The sequence below is a fragment of the Nostoc sp. DedQUE05 genome (assembly GCF_034530955.1).
GTDB lineage: Bacteria > Cyanobacteriota > Cyanobacteriia > Cyanobacteriales > Nostocaceae > Nostoc.
The window spans coordinates 152,573-170,573 of record NZ_JAVRCB010000002.1 but is presented as its reverse complement, the minus strand read 5'-3'; the positions used below and the strand labels follow the sequence as shown (position 1 = coordinate 170,573).

The window sequence follows — 18,001 nt, the reverse complement described above, 5'->3', positions numbered from 1 at the left end:
TCAACTAACTTGTTAAGCCTATTGTTTGGTTAAGTAAAAACCAAGAAAGGAACAAGCGATCGCAAATATTCTTACAGATATGATTTAAAACTGACAATTAGTTTTAACTGTATCAAGTAATAGCGAACAGGTAGAGGCAGGTTTATTCAGCGATTAAGTTAGCGATCGCATCTACTAATTCGGCTGGCTCTACTGGTTTGGCTATATGCTTGTTAAATCCGGCTTTTAGCACTTGTTGAGCGTTCATTTCTCCAGCATAGGCGGTAAGGGCGATCGCGCGAATTTTTCCTCCCTGCTCTGCTGGCAAGGTTCTCAACTGTCGCATAAACATACAGCCATCCACTTCTGGCATCCCAATGTCGCTTAAAAGTATATCTGGTAAGGATTGGGCTAAAGTAGCTAGGGCTTCATTTGCTGATGTTACTGCTGTCACATTTGCCCCATACTGCTCTAGTAAGAAGACAATAAATTCTCGCGTATCTGTATCATCATCCACTACTAAAATTTTGATGCCATTCAAATTTGAAGATGGCTCAGAATTGCTACTCTCCTGTTTAATCTCTAATTGATTTTGGATTAACGGTAGTCTCACAGTAAAAGTTGCCCCCCGATCTTCGCCCTCACTTTCTACTTGGACTGTCCCGCCATGCAATTCGACTAAGTGACGGACGATCGCTAATCCTAACCCCAATCCACCAAATTTTCTGGTGGTGCTGCTATTCTCTTGACGAAAATATTCAAACACGTAAGGCAGAAAATTGGGGTCGATGCCTTTTCCTGTGTCGCTGACTTGAATCAGTGCTGAGTTATGAGTGCTGGGTGCTGAGTTGACATTAGAACATGATGATAGTCGAATATCAACCCGTCCGCCTTCTGGTGTAAACTTAACCGCATTTGAAAGCAGGTTCCAAACAATTTGCTGCAATCGGTTGGAGTCTCCCAAAACTTGTCCCAAATTTGGTTCCAGACTAATGTGCATCTCAATTGATTTAGCTTCTGCTGATAGCCGCACTGTCTCCATTGCTGCCGAAATCACAGATGTCAGATCGACTGGGTAGATATTCAAGCTGATTTTACCTTGTAAAATCCGGGAGATATCCAGTAAATCTTCAATCAGTTGAGCCTGTAATTTCGCATTTCGCTCAATAGTCTTCAGCGCTTGAGGAATTGTCTTTTCATCAAGCTTTTTGGTTTGGAGTAGCTTTGACCAACCTAAAATTGGGTTGAGTGGCGATCGCAATTCATGAGAAAGTACTGCCAGAAACTCATCTTTTATCCGGTTGGCGTTTTCTGCTACTTTCCGGGCGGTTTGTTCTGCCTCGTATAGACGGGCACGTTCCATCGCTTGTGCGCACTGCTGTGCTAGTGCCAGCATAAAAGCTCGATCGTCTTGATTAAACTTCTGAATTTCGGTAAAAGCTAGAGACATTCCACCAATAGCTTGTCCCTCGATGAGCAATGGAATCGAAATCCAAGCGCCGTAGTTGGACTGAGCATACTCCTTGGCAAGATTTGAGTAACGAGCAATCCTTGTTTCGGTTGGCTCTTGCCAAATAGGCTGCTTAGTTCTTACAACTTCTGCCAGTGGCGCGGATGCATTAATCGAGAATCGACGCCATGAATCTACTATTTCTTGTTGTCCGCCAACAGTTCGGACAAGTTCTAATTCAGTACCGCTTTCAGTCAGTAGTGCGACAAAAACAAAACTAGCTCCCAAAGCTGCTATACTTTGCTCCACAATTACTTCAACAACTTGTGTTGCAGTTAAAGATTCAGAAAGGGCAGCGGTAATTGCTTGCAGACGGGTAGTGCGAGATGCTGCGCGTAAAGCCGCCTGTTGAGATTGCTGGGCTTCTCTGTAGAGTCGGGCATTATCAACTGCGATCGCCGCTCGGCCAGCTAGCTCCTCAGCTAACATCAGGCTTTTGTTATCGTAGAAACGACCTGAAGAAGATGCCAAAGTCATCGCTCCCAGCACTCGTCCTCGAACGATTAGCGGTACACTCATACCAGATGTTGGATTTAGTTCTTGCAGGATTTTGAAGTGACTGGCGTTGTGGGTTAACCCTTGGAGCTGTTCCTCAGAAATAAAATGAGTAATTTGTGATTTGCCTGTCCGTATTACCTTCGCAACTCCTGCTGTTTGTGCCAAATCAGGCGGATAATTTTGTAACTCTTCGACCAATTCTTGTTTCTCTGGATTGGCATGGGCTGTTGCAAGCCGGCGGACTAATTGATTGTCACAAATAATATCAACTAAGCACCAATCAGCGATTTCCGGCACTGCTAAACGTGCCAAACCTGCTAGGGTTGTCTCGTAGTCCAACGATCTAGCCAAAATCCCACTAGCTTCAGCTAAGAAACGCTGCTCCTCTTCCACTTGTTTGCGCTTAGTGATATCTCGCGAAGACGCTTGTATCTCTAAAATTTCTTGAGTTTGGCGATCGCGAATAGCTCGAATAGTTGCTTCCAACCAGATATAATGCCCGTCTTTGTGACGAGCGCGGTGAGTAACGGTATAAATATCTGGTAAATCGGCATTGACTGGGTAATTCCTGGCAATCTCTGCCAAATCGTCTGGGTGAACTAACTCCTGGCTGGGATGACCGACTAGTTGCTCTGGTTGATACCCCAATACTGTGTAGCAAGCTGGTGAAATGTACAGAAGAATTCCATCTACTGTCTGGCGGGAAATAATATCAGTTGAATTCTCAGCCAGCAGCCGAAAACACGCCTCACTCTCGCGCAGTTTTGCTTCTGCCTGCTTGCGTACATTAACGTTACGGAAATGAAGTGATAACCCTGTGGCTGAAGGATAAGCGCGAACCGCAAACCATGCATCAAAGGGTGGGTAATAATCTTCAAGCTCAAGCGGCATTTTTAGAGCAACTGCGCTGAGATAAAGTTGACCAAAGCTAGTATTAGCCAGTTCTGGAAACTCTGACCACAAATTTTTTCCGAGCAGATCCTCGCAGGAACGCCCCAGAGTTCTGCTTCCCTCATGATTGAGATAGGTAAAGCGCCACTCACGATCAAAGGCAAGAAAGCCGTCAGTTATGCTCTCTAAAATCTTGGTAACTTGTTCTTTGGCAGTTTCAGCCTCAACACGAGCCGCTTGCTCTCGCTCAAACAGATGTTCCCGCTCGACTTCTGCTTGCTTGCGCTCCGTGATTTCTTGGCAGATTGCACCCACCCAAGTAATATCACTTGGTAGTTTAATCGGATAATAATTTACCAACCAGTGCCGCTGCTTTCCAGGTGCGGCGGGTGTCTCTCCACTGGTCTCTTGGGTAATAGATTCTCCCGTCTCGATCGCATGGTGTAAAGCTTCCATGACCGCAGGATCTACCCCAGGTAGCACTTGAGCGACGGTCTTACCGATATGCGCTTCTTGAGGAAAACCGTTAATCTCAGCTAAAGCGTCATTCAAGCGAACGTATCTCAATTTCTCATCCCATAGACCAATACCTACAGGGGCGTTATTAAAGAGGGTATCAAGCAGAACGTTAGCTTCAACCAAGCGAGTCTGCTCTGTTTTCAGTAGCGCCAACAGTTGCTCGCGTTCTGCCTCAGCTTGCTTGCGTTCGCTGATATCCATGCACATTCCTACCCATTCCTGGATTTCGCCTGATTCGTCAAGTATGGGCACACCACGTATAGCCATGTCACGGTATTCGCCGTCATGCCGCAGAACGCGATACTCGGCAACTGCAACGCTGCGTCCAAAAAAGGCCTGTCTCCAAATGGCAGCTACAGATGTCCGGTCATTTGGGTGTAGTGCGTCAACCCAACCCCATCCTTTGTATTGTTCGGGACTTTGCCCAGTGAACGCCTCCCAAGTCGGAATCTCGTCAACAACGTTGCCCCAAGGCCCGGCGCTCCAAACGATGGATGCGCTTGCTTCTGCCAGTGAGCGGTAGCGTGCTTCACTATGACGCAGATTTTCTTCTATTTGCTGCTGTTCATCCAAATATTGTCGCAAATCTGTAACCTCTCGAGCTTTCAGGTTATCAATTAAATTTTTAAGTAAGTCGGCACAATAAAACCAAACTATGTAAAGAAAAATTAACTAGGCTAAAACTCTTTTCCCTCCTGCTCGATCTCAACGATAAATTTTCCCACCCACCTATTTAACAATGGTAGATTTTCCTCTCCAATCGAGACACCTGGAATTTCAAAAATCTGACATATTTTTTCTCACTTTCTTGCAGTAATGACGAGCTTCGCTGCTGCTCAATGAACTGACCAATTTGAGTGGCGATCGCACTCATCATTTGGAGTAAATTGGTGTCAGGTTCTAAAATTTGAGCGCTGAAAAATTCGAGCGCAGCTAAGATTTTATTACCCAACCGAATCGGAAATCTGATCGCGGTGGCAAAAAAATTCTCGTCTTGGGCGGGTTCTGAAATCCAAACAGGTTGACCACTTGCCCAAATCCGATCGGGTAAACCTTCACTAAAAGTAATTGTGTGCTGGTTAAATGGTTTTTTCTCCAAATCAGGTGAATACCAAGTACTCATGGGGTGTACAACATTAGCTTCATCGTCTACACTCCAGAAAATACCAGCTTGCCATCCTAAACTTTCGCACAAGGATTGTAGAATAGCTAGAACCCCATTCACAAGCGTAGTTGTCTCAGAAAGGACGTAAGCGATCGCATACTGTGCAGTTAGAAGCTGTTGGCTGCGTTTGCACTCAGTAATATCTCTAATTAAGATTGATACACCACTTTCTGAGGCATAAATGCAATTTTCCAACCAGCGATGCCATTTTGGATAGAAATACTCAAAATTTACTGTAAATTTTTCTAGTAAGTAAGTCGGCATAATAAAATCAAATTATGTGAAGAAAAATTAACTAGGCTAAAACTCTCTTCCCTTTTGCCTCCTGCCTCATTTCAACAATAAATTTTTCCACCCACCTACTTAAATATTGGAATATAGCATCTGCTATAACTTTGACTCCATCTATCTACGGCTATAGACCTTGTAAGTTGGTGATTATGTATTACATCAACTATGATGCAAGCTATTTAAGCTAGTAATAGAATTGTTTCAATTCAGGGGATAAGAATATGAAGGTTTGGCTTGCTTGCTTTTTAGTGCTGTTTGCCTTAGCAGAACTGTTTGACTGGTTGCAAGAATTTAATCTGCCATTACCTATCTATATTTTGGGTGGCGCTTTTTTAGCTGTTGCTTCTAACTATGATAAAATTGTCGGCTCCTCTACTGCTGATTCCAGCATTGAAGCATCACTTGAACAACCTCAGTTAGATTCACTAACTCCATCTACTAATCCGATTTCTTTGCCAATTAGCAATCCTGTTGAAGATGTTCAAACATCTCAAACAGATGATTAGGGCTTGTCTGATTCTATGGTTGACGCTGGGCGTAAGCTTGCTTTAAAAGTAGGAATACGTCAAAATCTCTAACTAACAAGTAAATTGTTACATTAATAGGAGCTTTAGGTTAATTAACTTTTAACCTAGATTCCCAAAATTGACTTTTGTACCGACAACATCTACCCAATTCAGGCTACCGCCTCAACGCCGTGATTAGTGGACTATTAGAAAAACTCCGCGTACCTTTTGTCAAAGTTCAGGATTCCCGTGAAACTTCTAAGAGCAAAAGTTGGCTAGAAATTATTTTTGTGACCAGTATAGGAGTTACCGCCTTTATCTGGGGAGTTCGGGAACTCAAATGGTTACAGCCTTGGGAGTTAAGAGTTTATGACCAGATGTTGCGATCGCGTCCATCAGAAGCACCCGATCGGCGGATTGTGCTAGTAAAAATTACTGATAACGATCTCAAACGCGAGAAATGGCCTCTATCAGATCGGACAATCAATCAGTTATTAAAGAAAATAGAGTCTTATCAACCGCGAATTGTTGGTTTATATCTTTTCCGACCAGAAGACAATAATTTGGCGGCTAATCTCCAAAATCAAGATAACATTGTCACTACCTGTTTGTTCAGCAGTTTGGGTAGAGATGAAATTCCCCCGCCGCCGAATGCCGCTATAGATAATGTCGGGTTTAGCGATGTGGTCGCTGACAATGAAAACGACCAAAGTCTCCGCCGCACTTTATTATTTGCTAACTCTACAGACAATAAATGTACAACACAATTTGCATTTGGTGCATTAATTGCAATTAATTATCTAGAAAAGCAAGGTATTGAATACGATTTCACGAAAAAAGGAGATTTTATATTAGGTAAAATGCTGTTCCGGCGTTTACAACCTAATTCTGGTGGCTACCAACATTTGGATGCACAGGGCTATCAAATATTATTAAACTACCGTCACCCCAATAGCCTCGCCGACCAAGTAAGCCTCACAGATGTTCTTAGCGATCGAGTCAACCCCAGTTTATTCAAAGACCGTCTGGTAATTATTGGCACTACAGCGGCTAATATCCCTCCAAGTGGCTTTTATACGCCCTACAGCGCTTTACCAGATCAACCAGCTAGAATGCCTGCTCTGTTTATTCATGCACAGATAGCAAGTCAACTTATCAGTACAGTGTTGGATGGGCGACCCTTGATTTGGTATTGGCCAAACTGGGTGGAACTTATTTGGGTGTGGGGCTGGTCGCTATTAGGTGGTGTTTTAGTATTGCGGTGGCAAAATCCGCTGCTTTTGCTAGTGGCGTTAGGGATAACTCTATTTGGCTTAGTAGTAATCTGCGTTGCTTTGTTTTTACAAGCTGGATGGGTGCCATTAATCCCTCCTGCTCTTGCTTTGGCGATCAGTAGTATCTGTGCGATCGCTTATACTAGCTACCAAAATCAACAGCAAACTCAGGTGATTGTTCTGCAAGTTGAAAAACAACAAGAAGCGATCGCCCAATTAAATATACTCTTAGAAGATAAAACAGCAATTCCCGACTCGTCTGTTGACTTTCCTCCTCCAGTTGATTCACCAGAAATAAAATCAGGTGATTTGCTTTTGAGTGGACGCTACAAAATCTCTCAAACTCTCGGCGCTGGTGGATTTGGTCGGACTTATTTAGCACAGGATACTCAACGACCCGGTAATCCTACTTGTGTAGTTAAAAAGTTAATGCCAGCCCGTCAAGATACACGATTTTTGCAAGTCGCCCGCAGGTTGTTTCATAGTGAAGCTGAAATTTTAGAGATTTTGGGTAAACATCATCAGATTCCTGAACTACTTGCTTATTTTGAAGATAATCAAGAATTTTATTTAATTCAACAATATATTGAGGGACATACCCTAAGTGAAGAATTACCACCCGTACAAAATGTGCAAAACGAATCATTTGTGATGGAAATGCTCAAACAAGTTTTAGAAGTTCTAGAATTTGTTCATCAACATCGAGTGATTCATCGCGATCTCAAACCGACTAATATTATTAGGTGCGCTCAAAATAATCGACTGGTATTGATTGACTTTGGTGCTGTCAAATTGATGCAACCGTCGAGTAGCGAGCAAACAGAATTAGCCACAGTAGCCATTGGGACGCGGGGTTATGCACCTCCAGAACAATTTGCCGGTCATCCCCGCTTATGCAGTGACATCTATGCTTTAGGAATGATTGCTATTCAAGCGATAACTGGGATACCACCGCAAGAACTCCACCCAGATCCAGAAACGGGTAATGCGATCTGGCGGCAAACCGTGCAAGTAAGTGAAGAATTAGCGGCAATTTTAGATAAAATGGTTTGCTATCATTTTAGCGATCGCTATCAATCAGCCACCGCAGTTTTACAAGATTTAAAACGGATGTAGCCCTGACGATTAGAAATTGCGGCTACACATACTTTCGTTTGCCGATACAAAAAATTAATGGTTTGCAACCCGCAGATGGGGTTTTATCTGTAATCTCAAGGGTTTATACTTATATTAATTATTAACGTGAGTTCTATCGACCTCTCCCTCCCTCTCCTACGGTAAAGAGAGGAGCAACGAGAAATTAGGGTTTTGGCTCCCCTCTAGGTGTCTAAGAGGGGTTGGGAAAGAGGTCAAAAAAAGCAAGGGACTTGTCGAACTCACGTTAATTATTAATGCTATTCATTTTAGCGAATACCTGATTAACTGCGTTTCCTGGTTTTCAGCAAAAAAAATCGCCCCCTGAATTCAGGAAGCGCATCACCAAGGTGCTGTAGAGACGCGAAGTTCCGCGTCTCTTATTTTAGCTAGCAACGTATTCTTTGACATTGGCACGACGGCGACGCAGATGAGCCAAAGCTTGATGCTCTAACTGACGAACGCGTTCGCGGCTGAGATTCAATCTCTCACCAACTTTTGCCAATGACATTTCATTACCATCTTCTAAACCAAAGCGCAGTGCTACAACTTCTCGCTGTTGCGGTGTTAGTTCTGCTAACAGATTGTTCAAGTCTTGGCGTAAGAATTCCTGGTTGGTGTAATACTCTGGTGATGGGCCATCATCTTCGAGCATTTCTTGCAACTCAGTATCTTGGTTTTCACCAACTCGCACATCCAAAGACACTGGTTGACGAGCCATATTCAGGTACTCGCGAATCTGAGCAGGTTCTAGTTCCAGTGCTTTGGCAATTTCGGCTGGAGTTGGCGATCGCCCCAAGCTTTGAGCCAACTCGCGCTGCACTTTTTTAATTTTGTTCAGTTTCTCGGTGATATGGATCGGTAAGCGAATAGTCCGACCTTGTTGAGCGATGGCCCGAGTAATTGCTTGGCGAATCCACCAGTAAGCATAAGTCGAGAACTTATAACCCCTCATCGGGTCAAATTTCTCCACACCCCGCTCTAAGCCTAGTGTTCCTTCCTGGATTAAATCCAGAAACTCCATATTTCGCTTTTGATACTTTTTAGCAATAGCGACAACCAAGCGCAAATTCGCTTCGATCATTTTTTGCTTTGCCCGCTTACCTTGTGCCACTGTCTGCTGCACATCGGTTTCCGATTGTTTAACGTGGTCAGCCCACTCTGAAATATCCGGTTCGCGTTGCAACTTCTTCGCCAAAGCTTCCTTGGCATCGATGAGCGTCATCATTTGTTGCACTTGCTTGCCAAAGACAATTTCTTGTTCGCGGGTTAGCAGTGGTACACGACCAATTTCTCGCAGATAGGTTCGCACCATATCAGCCGTGAATTTGGTGTTGAGGTTTTCCGTTTGGGTATTGACAGTAGGCATTGGTGCGATGTCCTCTACTTCGTAAAGATAATGTATGTTTTATTACTAAATGGATGGGGAGAAGTAGTACATCTATCACGAAATATCGGGAGCTATCAAAAGCAATTAGTTAATTGATACAGCCGTTGTTAAGACGGTAAGCCCCCATTGATAGGTTCCCCTACCTTCCCTAAATTTTCAATTTTTTATAAGCACGCTGGTTATTTTTGAGAATTCTTCTCTTGGACAGTTACTAACACCGATCGGTAAATCCGAAGTCGGTATGAGTTTACTTAACTTATGATACGATAAATCAGGCAAATAGTAAACTCTCTTAAGATAAAACCTATTATTATAATTTAAAAGCAGCCGTTATATAAAAAATTTTTAAATTTCCTCGAAATTGCTGACTACTTCTATAGTGACGCCAAAAACCCCTCTTCTGTTGCCAAAACTAGCGGGATAACCGAACTTAATTTGCTGTGATAATGGAGGGATGTCACGAATTAGTCATTTGTCATTGGTCATTGGTCATTTGTCACTTGTACTGAGCGGCTCGTGCCGACTTGTGCCGAGCGAAGTCGAGGTAGTGGAGCCGAGGTAAGTCGTTGGCGTAATCTCTGTCTTTGACACGCTGTTAGCGTTCGTAGAGAAGTATTGGTCATTTACAAAGGACAAATGACAAATGACAACTGACAAATGACAATCTAAAATCCAAGGTCAGCTTTGGCTAGTTCCGCAGCGGCGAATACTTCTGCGTCAGGTTTTTCTTCCCAGGCTGGCTCACCAATTTCGGCATAAAAAGTTGCGTCATAAGGACGGGTACGGACTACTACGGGCATAGGAACGGCGTGACCCAATATTAAAGCTTGTTGTTTCGAGTCTAGCTTTGCCAATACCGATCGCAGTCCGCTACCACCAGATACACCTGTAAAAATCGCCTCAATGTCTTTTTCATCATTCAGCAAAGCGGTAATGCGAGTCCCTATTTGCGACATCACTTCATTATCAATGCCTGATGGACGTTGATCGACTACCAAAAGTGTGACAAAATACTTCCGCAGCTCGCGGGCGATAGTCCCAAAGATAGTACTTTGAACGATAGCTGGGTCAAGGAAACGGTGCGCCTCTTCAATGGTAATCATCAATGGCGTTGGGCGATCGCTAGGATTTTTGCTTTGCAGGAATTTATCTGCTTTCTTGACGTAATGCTCGTGAATACGGCGGGTGATCATATTTGTCACCAACATATAAGAGAGCATATTAGACTGGGAACCAAATTCTATCACAACATTCTTCCCAGATTCCAGGCATTGCACAATTTTACTAATGTAATTCTGGGGGCAAACGGCTCGCATATACTTCAAGCTATCCATCCGCAAGAGTTTGCGCTGCAATGCCATAATCGAGCCTTTGTGTCCGCGTTTCTCCTCGCAGAACATCTCGATTTCTTCGTTAGTCATATTCAACAATTGGACAATCCAAGACTTGCCAAATTCGCTATACAAAATATTGGCATTATCCAAGGCTGCGTCAGAGAGTCCTAAATCTCGGCTACATAACTTAATATCTTCAACTTCTATTTGCTCGTAACTCAAATAAAGTTCTTGAGCATCACGCACACCCCGACGCTTTGTCGATTCCGGGTCGAGGGTATAAACTTCTACCTTGCTAGGAAAAAGTTGCTTTAAGCCTTTAACAGTATTGACATTTTTACCTTCTGCAACGGCTTCCCAGCCATACTCCGAGTGCATATCAAAAATCAAATTTACTGCCGCATTTTTACGGATAACGCCAGCTAAAAGTAGCCGTGTTAGAAAAGATTTACCAGTACCAGATTTCCCAAAAACCCCATTACTCCGTTCTACAAAGCGATTCAAATCGATACAAACGGGTACATCCATATCCAAAGGTTTGCCGATGGAAAAGTTGCGCCTTTGGGGGTCATCTTCCCAACCAAATACGCGGCGAAAATCGTCAACACTTGCTTCGTAAACTTGACTAAAGTGACTAGGAATAGTTTTCACCGGCAACAATTCTATTGTCGTGCTGGTTTGTGGCATAAATGAAGCTAAACCCGTCACCGATGGAAGGAAAGGATTTGCCGATTTGCCATTTGTTGGGGAGAAAGATTCTTCAGTTTCGGGAGTGAACATCAACATCGGCGCGAGGTTGATAGTACCATAAGTACCACTTCCGGCTAAAACATCTCGTAAAAAAGTGTCTTCCCAATTGGGGGGATTAGCAATAATTCGGGCATTAGCAGCTCCCAATGCTACATCTGTCAGCATACAAAAAAAACGCGATCGCATCCCTTGCACAACAAGAAATTTACCCACCCGCATATCTTCTACAGAAATGTCAGGATGCAATCGGACTTCTAAACCTTCAGTTAGAGAACCTTGAATGACCGAACCTAATGGCTGTGCCGAATTCATCTGATTAGTCATTGGTCATTTGTCATTTGTCATTTGTCATTTGTCATTGGACATTTGTCATTTGTCATTGGGCATAGGGCATTAGTTATTATTATTCTTCTCTGCCCCTTGCCCCCTGCTCCCCTGCTTCCCTGCCCCCTGCTCCCTCATCTCCCCAGTCCCCAGTTCCCAATCCCCAGTCCCCATTATCTAATCAATCTGAATCGAGGTTGGCGCACTTCCTGTTGATGGAGTGGTACTAATTAACGGTTTGCGGAATTGGGCGTAAAGGCGATCGCGCCAGGTAAAGAATGGTTGATAATCTATATTCTCGGCAAAGATTGGCAATCCTTTACCTCTGATAGAAGCTGGTAAATCCAGATAGGGCCCAGAGGGAAACTTGAGTAATATCGATAAGCCAGCCACCGCTAAGTCAGCTAAAGTCGGCTCATCTCCTGTTAAATAAGGACTATCTGCCAATAATAACGTTAAGGCTTCCAAGTCTTGTTTTAAAGATGCGATCGCTGACTGTATCACATCTGGGCTGTAACCTACGCCAAAACCCAACACTGTCAGTAAGTCACTAGGTACTCCTTGAACCAGACTTTTAAATATATCTGGTGTTGAGGTGGGTAATAAAGACTTACGGAAATTTTGATCTTGACTTACGGCTGCAAATAGTGCTTTGCGACCTTTGATGCCTATAGACTCATCCGCCCATTCTTCTATTAATAAAGTTAAACCCCGTTGTTTAGGATCTTGCGGTATTATGGGGCGATCGGGATACTCTAAGTCTAAATACTTAGCTATTTCCGTGGAATCCGCAATATATTTATTACGATCCTTTAATACTGGCACTTGTCTTTGACCAGTCAGCCGGAACAGTTCCACTTGTCCAATCCCAGGCGTGACCTCTATTTTGCGGTAATCTAGTCCTTTAAAATCTAGAATTAGGCGCACTTTCTCTGAGTATTGAGAGAGTTCCCATTGGTATAATTCCAGCATGTGTTCTATCTCTTGTAACTGGTCAACTTATTAACTTTACAATTGTATCTTTAGTTTAAGTAATTTTTATTGGTATTAGTTGGTAAGCTGTCTATTTAATTGACATTAAGGTTTAACCGATGCCTGATTGTTGGCAAAATTATCGATTTAAAAAAATCTTGTTTTCTGATTGATTAAAATATCAAATAACTAAGTATTTTAATTCGGCATATATTATATAAATAGCCCTAACCCCTCATTCGTGGGTCTTCAACAGTTACTTCAATTTTTGTCAGCGTTAGCCTACCCTAAAATATTTCGGGAATTAATTTCTGTGCTTTTGCTGAATAATCAATGTAATTCAACATTTATGAATCAACTATTAATTTAAGTACAACTTTGTATATAAATTATCTTTCAAGTATAATCTTTTTTTGGAGCTAATTGTAACTTATAGCTTGTAGAGGTGAGATTTTCATACTTTTCGATAATTTATGTTATCCGAGTGGGGTTTTTAAATTTTTGTGTGATGGAGAAAATTTGTTCAATTTCCAAGAAATAATATGGTAGATATATTTCATGACGATCGGCGTGAATCGAGGTTAAATATTTAACCTTACTAGCACAAACTATTCTACAGAAAAACCTTACTTCCCTCTTGAGTTAGATTTTGTGCATAGCAAAATGTTATAAATCTTTATGTAATGTGTGGACAAAAAAAACAAAATTTATGAAGACAAATTACAGCAAATTGCTGACCACGTTGGCAGGCATAGCAGGATTTACTAGTTTCAGCGTCCTCATTACTTTACCATCTGATGCGAAAGAGGTATTAAATCCTAACCCCAGTATTTTCAACGAAGCTCCCTATAACCAAGGTCAACGCCTTCAAGCAAACACTCAATACGCGCCTGCTGAAGCCGTTTCTCAAATCGAAAAGGGCAATACCAAACGCAAGCCAGTAGCACAGAGAAGTGGTGGAACGGTAAATCCCAGACCAAGTATTTTCAACGAGCCTCCCTATAACCGTGGTGGTGGTAGTGCTACACCTAGTGAACCTACACCCGTCACCCCAAGTACTACCCCAGAAACTCAACCTACCACACCATCTACTAATACACCTACTACAACTCCACCAAAACCAGGGGCAAGTAGCAATCAAGGCAAAAACTTATTAGCCTTGGCAGAGTCAAACGCTTCCTTTACCACGTTGACCAAGGCTTTGAAAGCAGCAGGATTAACCGCAGCTTTGCAAGGCAAAGATAACTTAACTATTTTTGCACCCACAGATGCAGCTTTTGCTAAGTTACCAGCAGATGCTTTGCAAGAATTATTAAAGCCAGATAACAAAGAAGTATTGCTCAAGATTTTAACTTACCATGTGGTGCCTGGTAAGGTATTGTCTACTGATTTAAAGTCTGGCGAAGTTAAAAGCCTCGAAGGTGGCACAATCAACGTTAAAGTCGATCCTGCTACTGGTGTCACTGTCAATGATGCTAAAGTGACACAGGCAGATATTACAGGTAGTAACGGCGTAATCCACGCAATCGATCAGGTGATTTTACCTCCTGACTTGTAGTTGTAAGGTATCAGCACAACTGGCAACATAACTAGATTGGCATAAAGTATTAATACGTTAAAGTTCCGTTCAGATGTTAGTTTTGGACGGTTTTTTTGTTTGCAGTTAGCTTTTGATCTTTATCTTGCATTTCTAAAAGTTCAGGAATAGTAACAAATTTATAGCCCTGTTTCCGAAAGTTGGCAATAATTTCTGGTAAAGCTTGCACAGTTTTAGAGCGATTACCACCACCATCATGCATTAGCACAATTCCACCTGGCTTGGCCCTCCTAAACACATTATTAATTAATTTTGGTACAGCAGGACGTGAGTAGTCTACAGAGTCAGATGACCAGCGAATGATAGCATATTTGCTATTTCTAGCGTAACTAGCCACCCCATTGTGCATGATTCCCCCTGGTGGTCGAAATAAATTTGTTTTAATCCCTGTCACTTGATAAATCAAGTCTGCTGTGTGGTCAATTTCATAGGCAGCTGCTTGTGGATTTAAGAATTGATACCAATGATGCCAAGTGTGATTACCAATTACGTGACCTTCAGCAATCTCCCGCTTCACTAAGCCTGGATAATTCTTTACATTTTGCCCAATCAGAAAAAATGTCCCTTTTATCTGATTTTTTTTGAGAATATCTAGTACTTCCCCGGTACTTTCAGGCCATGGCCCATCATCAAAGGTGAGCGCAATTACTTTCTGGTCGGGAGTCAATTTTGCCGCATCAACTATTGCCCCTTGAAAACGCTGTGGCACAGTATATGAAAAACCTTTTGTTTGTACTTGTTGCTGCCAACTTCTAAGCATCGTTGCTTTGAGTTCTTCAATCTGCTGCTGAATTCCAACTTTGCTTGGTTGATTGTTTACATTTATATTCTCTGTACTTTGAGCATTAGAAGAGCTTGACTTAATAAGCATCATCGTGCTCACACTCACACTCCCACTCAATACAAGCAACGTAACTAATATTTTTTGCAGACCAAAAAATGATTTATTGTTGTTCACTTCATAGCTCCTTCAAGGTTGAACCATCTTTTTTTCACAGTATTTATGGCAGCTTTTTCTACTCTGTAAGCCTTGCCATACAAGCTACAGTTATGACTGGTATATTTTTTTAAGTTGGCTCCAACCCTGACTCTGAAAAAATACCTTACCCGATGGATAATCTAATATCTATAAGCAAAACCCTCACCATAAAGGTAAGAACCTTCTTATGCATTAATTTTTGTAATCTATGGGGTATGAGGAAATTTTGAGAACTGTAAAAAGCAAGTAAAATAATTTGTAATTAAGTTAAGTTTTGCAACAAAGATTCAGACAAGAGCCACAAAACTTGATACTTCTTAGTTGCAAGGGACTTAACCCCCTAATAATTTATTAATCCTGCCTCATTAACTATGAATCTTAATGTAGGCTAAATATTGCATATTCTATTGACGAAGCTATTGCGAAATGATGACGAAGATGTGACCTTTCTTGAGTAATGACGATAGAGAGCAAATGTGTTAAAAAATTTCTTCGATCCCCAGTAGCATCAAAGGATTGAACGCTATTAACTGCTGAGAATTCTGCAAATATGTTTTAAAGTGAGTCCGAAAATTCCGCACGCTTGTTTTCGTCTCAAAAAAGGGACTTCCGATAAATCATCCATTTTGTGGGGCAAGATACCTACCCCACAAGAGTCAACAGGATACTTTTATTTGGAAATCCCTTATCTTAAAAGGTTACAGGCTAGACATTACATCCCGTGCAACTGCTAAAGTCTGCTCGATGTCTTCTTCTGTGTGGGCAAAAGATGTAAACCCAGCTTCAAATTGAGAGGGTGCTAAATAAACACCACGCTCTAACATCCCGCGATGGAAGCGTCCAAATTTGGCTGTATCAGACTTTTTCGCATCTTCGTAGTTATGAACTGGACCAGCGGTAAAGAATAAGCCGAACATGGCGCTGATTTGGCCGCCGCAAGCTGCATGACCAGTTTCTTTGGCAATTTGCAGCAAACCATCTGCTAGTTTTTTAGTAATTCGCTCAAGAGACTCGTAAGTACCTGGCTTTTGCAGTAATTCTAAAGTTTTAATTCCAGCAGTCATCGCCAAGGGATTACCGGAAAGAGTCCCAGCTTGATATACGGGGCCGGCAGGCGCAACCATTGACATAATATCTCGGCGACCACCATAAGCCCCTACTGGCAAACCACCACCAATCACCTTACCCAAGGTTGTTAAATCGGGAGTGACGCCAAATTTTTCTTGAGCGCCACCGTAAGCAATGCGGAAACCTGTCATCACTTCGTCAAATACCAACAACGCTCCATATTCGTGAGTTAGTTCCCGTAACCCTTCTAAAAAGCCAGCATCAGGTGCGATAAATCCAGCATTGCCGACGACTGGCTCAAGAATGACACCAGCAATCTCGTCGCGATTTTCTTCAAATAAAGCTTTGACTGCTTCTAAGTCATTGAAAGGTGCAGTAAGAGTACTGCTAGTTGCTGCTTTAGGAACTCCCGGTGAGTCTGGCAAGCCAAGTGTGGCAACACCAGAACCCGCTTTCACTAGAAACGTATCGGCGTGTCCGTGGTAGCAGCCTTCAAATTTAATGATTTTGTCTCGGTTGGTGAAAGCCCGCATCAGCCGCAAAACTCCCATACAGGCTTCAGTTCCAGAGTTGACAAATCTGACCATTTCGATGCTAGGAACGGCATCGATGACCATTTCTGCCAAAACATTTTCTAGGACTGAGGGTGCGCCGAAACTGGTGCCTTTTTCTAAAGCTTCATGCAATGCTGCAATGACTTCTGGATGAGCATGACCACAAATAGCTGGGCCCCAAGTGCCTACATAGTCTATGTATTTATTGCCATCTACATCCCAAATATACGCGCCTTTGACACGATCGAAAACGATGGGTTGTCCGCCCACAGATTTAAAAGCACGAACTGGAGAACTGACTCCTCCGGGCATGAGATTTTGAGCGGCGGCGAAGACTTCTTGTGATTTTGTTGTTTTAATTGTGGTATTTACCAAAGTTCTCTCCTAACAGTGGGCAATAAAACGCTCTATCTTAGGATAAAGTCAAACACTGCTTAGAATTTCTATCCTATAAAATTAGCGGAACCAAAAAAATAACATTATGTTATGCAAGTCGAGTGAAGACTTGACTTTAGATATTTAATTCAAAAAAAACATATCGGCTGTCCTATTTTGAATGGTATCGTGAATCCATAAATTATTCTCATGAGAGCAAACTAGCTGGTATGTCTTCTTACGATTCGCGATCGCTGCATTACACTATCCCGGTTGAGAAAATTCGCTACGATGAACGGGGTCTAGTGCCTGCAATTGTCCAAGACTATCTAGATGGTACTGTCCTGATGATGGCGTGGATGAATCAGGAGTCATTACAAAAGACTTTAGAAACTGAAGAAACTTGGTTTTGGAGTCGTTCCCGGCAAGAGTTGTGGCACAAGGGGGCGACTTCTGGACATCTTCAAAAAGTACAAAGTATCCGTTATGACTGTGATAGTGATGCCCTGCTTATCGGGGTAGAACAATTAGGAGATGTTGCCTGTCATACTGGAGAGCGCAGTTGTTTTCACCAAATAGAAGGAAAAATTGCTGCACCTCCAGGTGATACATTGTCACAATTGTTTCAAATAATATGCGATCGCCGCGATAATCCTACTGAAAGTTCTTACACTTGTAAACTATTTGCAGGTGGCGATAACAAAATTTTGAAAAAGATTGGTGAGGAAACTGCTGAGGTGGTAATGGCTTTTAAGGATGATGAAGCAGATGCGATCGCAGGTGAAGTGGCTGATTTGCTATATCATACTTTGGTTGCCCTAGCTCACCATCAAGTTGATTTAAAATCGGTATATCGCAAGCTGCAAGAACGTCGTCAATAAGTAAAAAAAC

At 42.4% G+C, this 18,001-nt stretch carries 11 protein-coding genes; 4 read left to right on the top strand and 7 right to left on the bottom strand.

What is annotated here, in order from left to right; translation table 11 throughout:
- Window positions 1-142: 142 nt before the first annotated feature.
- Both RMZ42_RS02890 and RMZ42_RS02885 read right to left on the bottom strand, forming a co-directional pair.
- Entirely contained in the window at window positions 143-3,982 is a 3,840-nt protein-coding gene (locus RMZ42_RS02890; RefSeq protein ID WP_322669976.1) for a PAS domain S-box protein, read from the bottom strand.
- A 148-nt stretch (window positions 3,983-4,130) separates the two neighbouring features.
- Window positions 4,131-4,826, bottom strand: coding sequence for a GAF domain-containing protein (locus tag RMZ42_RS02885; RefSeq protein WP_322669975.1), 696 nt, complete (start codon window positions 4,824-4,826; stop codon window positions 4,131-4,133).
- Window positions 4,827-5,074: 248 nt separating this feature from the next.
- Between RMZ42_RS02885 and RMZ42_RS02880 the strand changes: the two genes are divergently transcribed.
- Together RMZ42_RS02880 and RMZ42_RS02875 are read left to right on the top strand one after the other, a co-directional pair.
- Window positions 5,075-5,359: a hypothetical protein gene (locus RMZ42_RS02880; RefSeq protein WP_322669974.1), complete on the top strand. Its 285-nt coding sequence runs from the start codon at window positions 5,075-5,077 to the stop codon at window positions 5,357-5,359.
- Window positions 5,360-5,550: 191 nt separating this feature from the next.
- Window positions 5,551-7,749, top strand: coding sequence for a CHASE2 domain-containing serine/threonine-protein kinase (locus RMZ42_RS02875; RefSeq protein ID WP_322670048.1), 2,199 nt, complete (start codon window positions 5,551-5,553; stop codon window positions 7,747-7,749).
- 403 nt (window positions 7,750-8,152) lie between these two features.
- Here the strand turns inward: RMZ42_RS02875 and RMZ42_RS02870 are convergent, their stop codons facing one another.
- The 3 genes from RMZ42_RS02870 to RMZ42_RS02860 all read right to left on the bottom strand — a co-directional run bounded on the left by RMZ42_RS02870 (window position 8,153) and on the right by RMZ42_RS02860 (window position 12,537).
- On the bottom strand, window positions 8,153-9,136 hold the full coding sequence (locus RMZ42_RS02870) for an RNA polymerase sigma factor, RpoD/SigA family (RefSeq protein ID WP_322639107.1): 984 nt from the start codon (window positions 9,134-9,136) through the stop codon (window positions 8,153-8,155).
- Between the two features lie 686 nt (window positions 9,137-9,822).
- Window positions 9,823-11,553: an ATP-binding protein gene (locus tag RMZ42_RS02865; protein ID WP_322670047.1), complete on the bottom strand. Its 1,731-nt coding sequence runs from the start codon at window positions 11,551-11,553 to the stop codon at window positions 9,823-9,825.
- 189 nt (window positions 11,554-11,742) lie between these two features.
- On the bottom strand, window positions 11,743-12,537 hold the full coding sequence (locus RMZ42_RS02860) for a glutathione S-transferase family protein (RefSeq protein WP_322669973.1): 795 nt from the start codon (window positions 12,535-12,537) through the stop codon (window positions 11,743-11,745).
- 709 nt (window positions 12,538-13,246) lie between these two features.
- Between RMZ42_RS02860 and RMZ42_RS02855 the strand changes: the two genes are divergently transcribed.
- Complete coding sequence (locus RMZ42_RS02855; protein WP_322669972.1) at window positions 13,247-14,095, top strand: fasciclin domain-containing protein; 849 nt, start codon at window positions 13,247-13,249, stop codon at window positions 14,093-14,095.
- A gap of 76 nt (window positions 14,096-14,171) precedes the next feature.
- Here the strand turns inward: RMZ42_RS02855 and RMZ42_RS02850 are convergent, their stop codons facing one another.
- Both RMZ42_RS02850 and hemL read right to left on the bottom strand, forming a co-directional pair.
- On the bottom strand, window positions 14,172-15,092 hold the full coding sequence (locus tag RMZ42_RS02850; protein ID WP_322669971.1) for a polysaccharide deacetylase family protein: 921 nt from the start codon (window positions 15,090-15,092) through the stop codon (window positions 14,172-14,174).
- A 719-nt stretch (window positions 15,093-15,811) separates the two neighbouring features.
- Entirely contained in the window at window positions 15,812-17,110 is a 1,299-nt protein-coding gene (gene hemL / locus RMZ42_RS02845; protein ID WP_322669970.1) for a glutamate-1-semialdehyde 2,1-aminomutase, read from the bottom strand.
- Window positions 17,111-17,340: 230 nt separating this feature from the next.
- On the opposite strand from hemL, the gene hisIE reads away from it, so the two are divergent.
- The gene (gene hisIE, locus RMZ42_RS02840) at window positions 17,341-17,991 is read left to right on the top strand and encodes a bifunctional phosphoribosyl-AMP cyclohydrolase/phosphoribosyl-ATP diphosphatase HisIE (RefSeq protein ID WP_322669969.1); all 651 of its coding nucleotides are present in this window, start codon (window positions 17,341-17,343) and stop codon (window positions 17,989-17,991) included.
- Window positions 17,992-18,001: the final 10 nt, after the last annotated feature.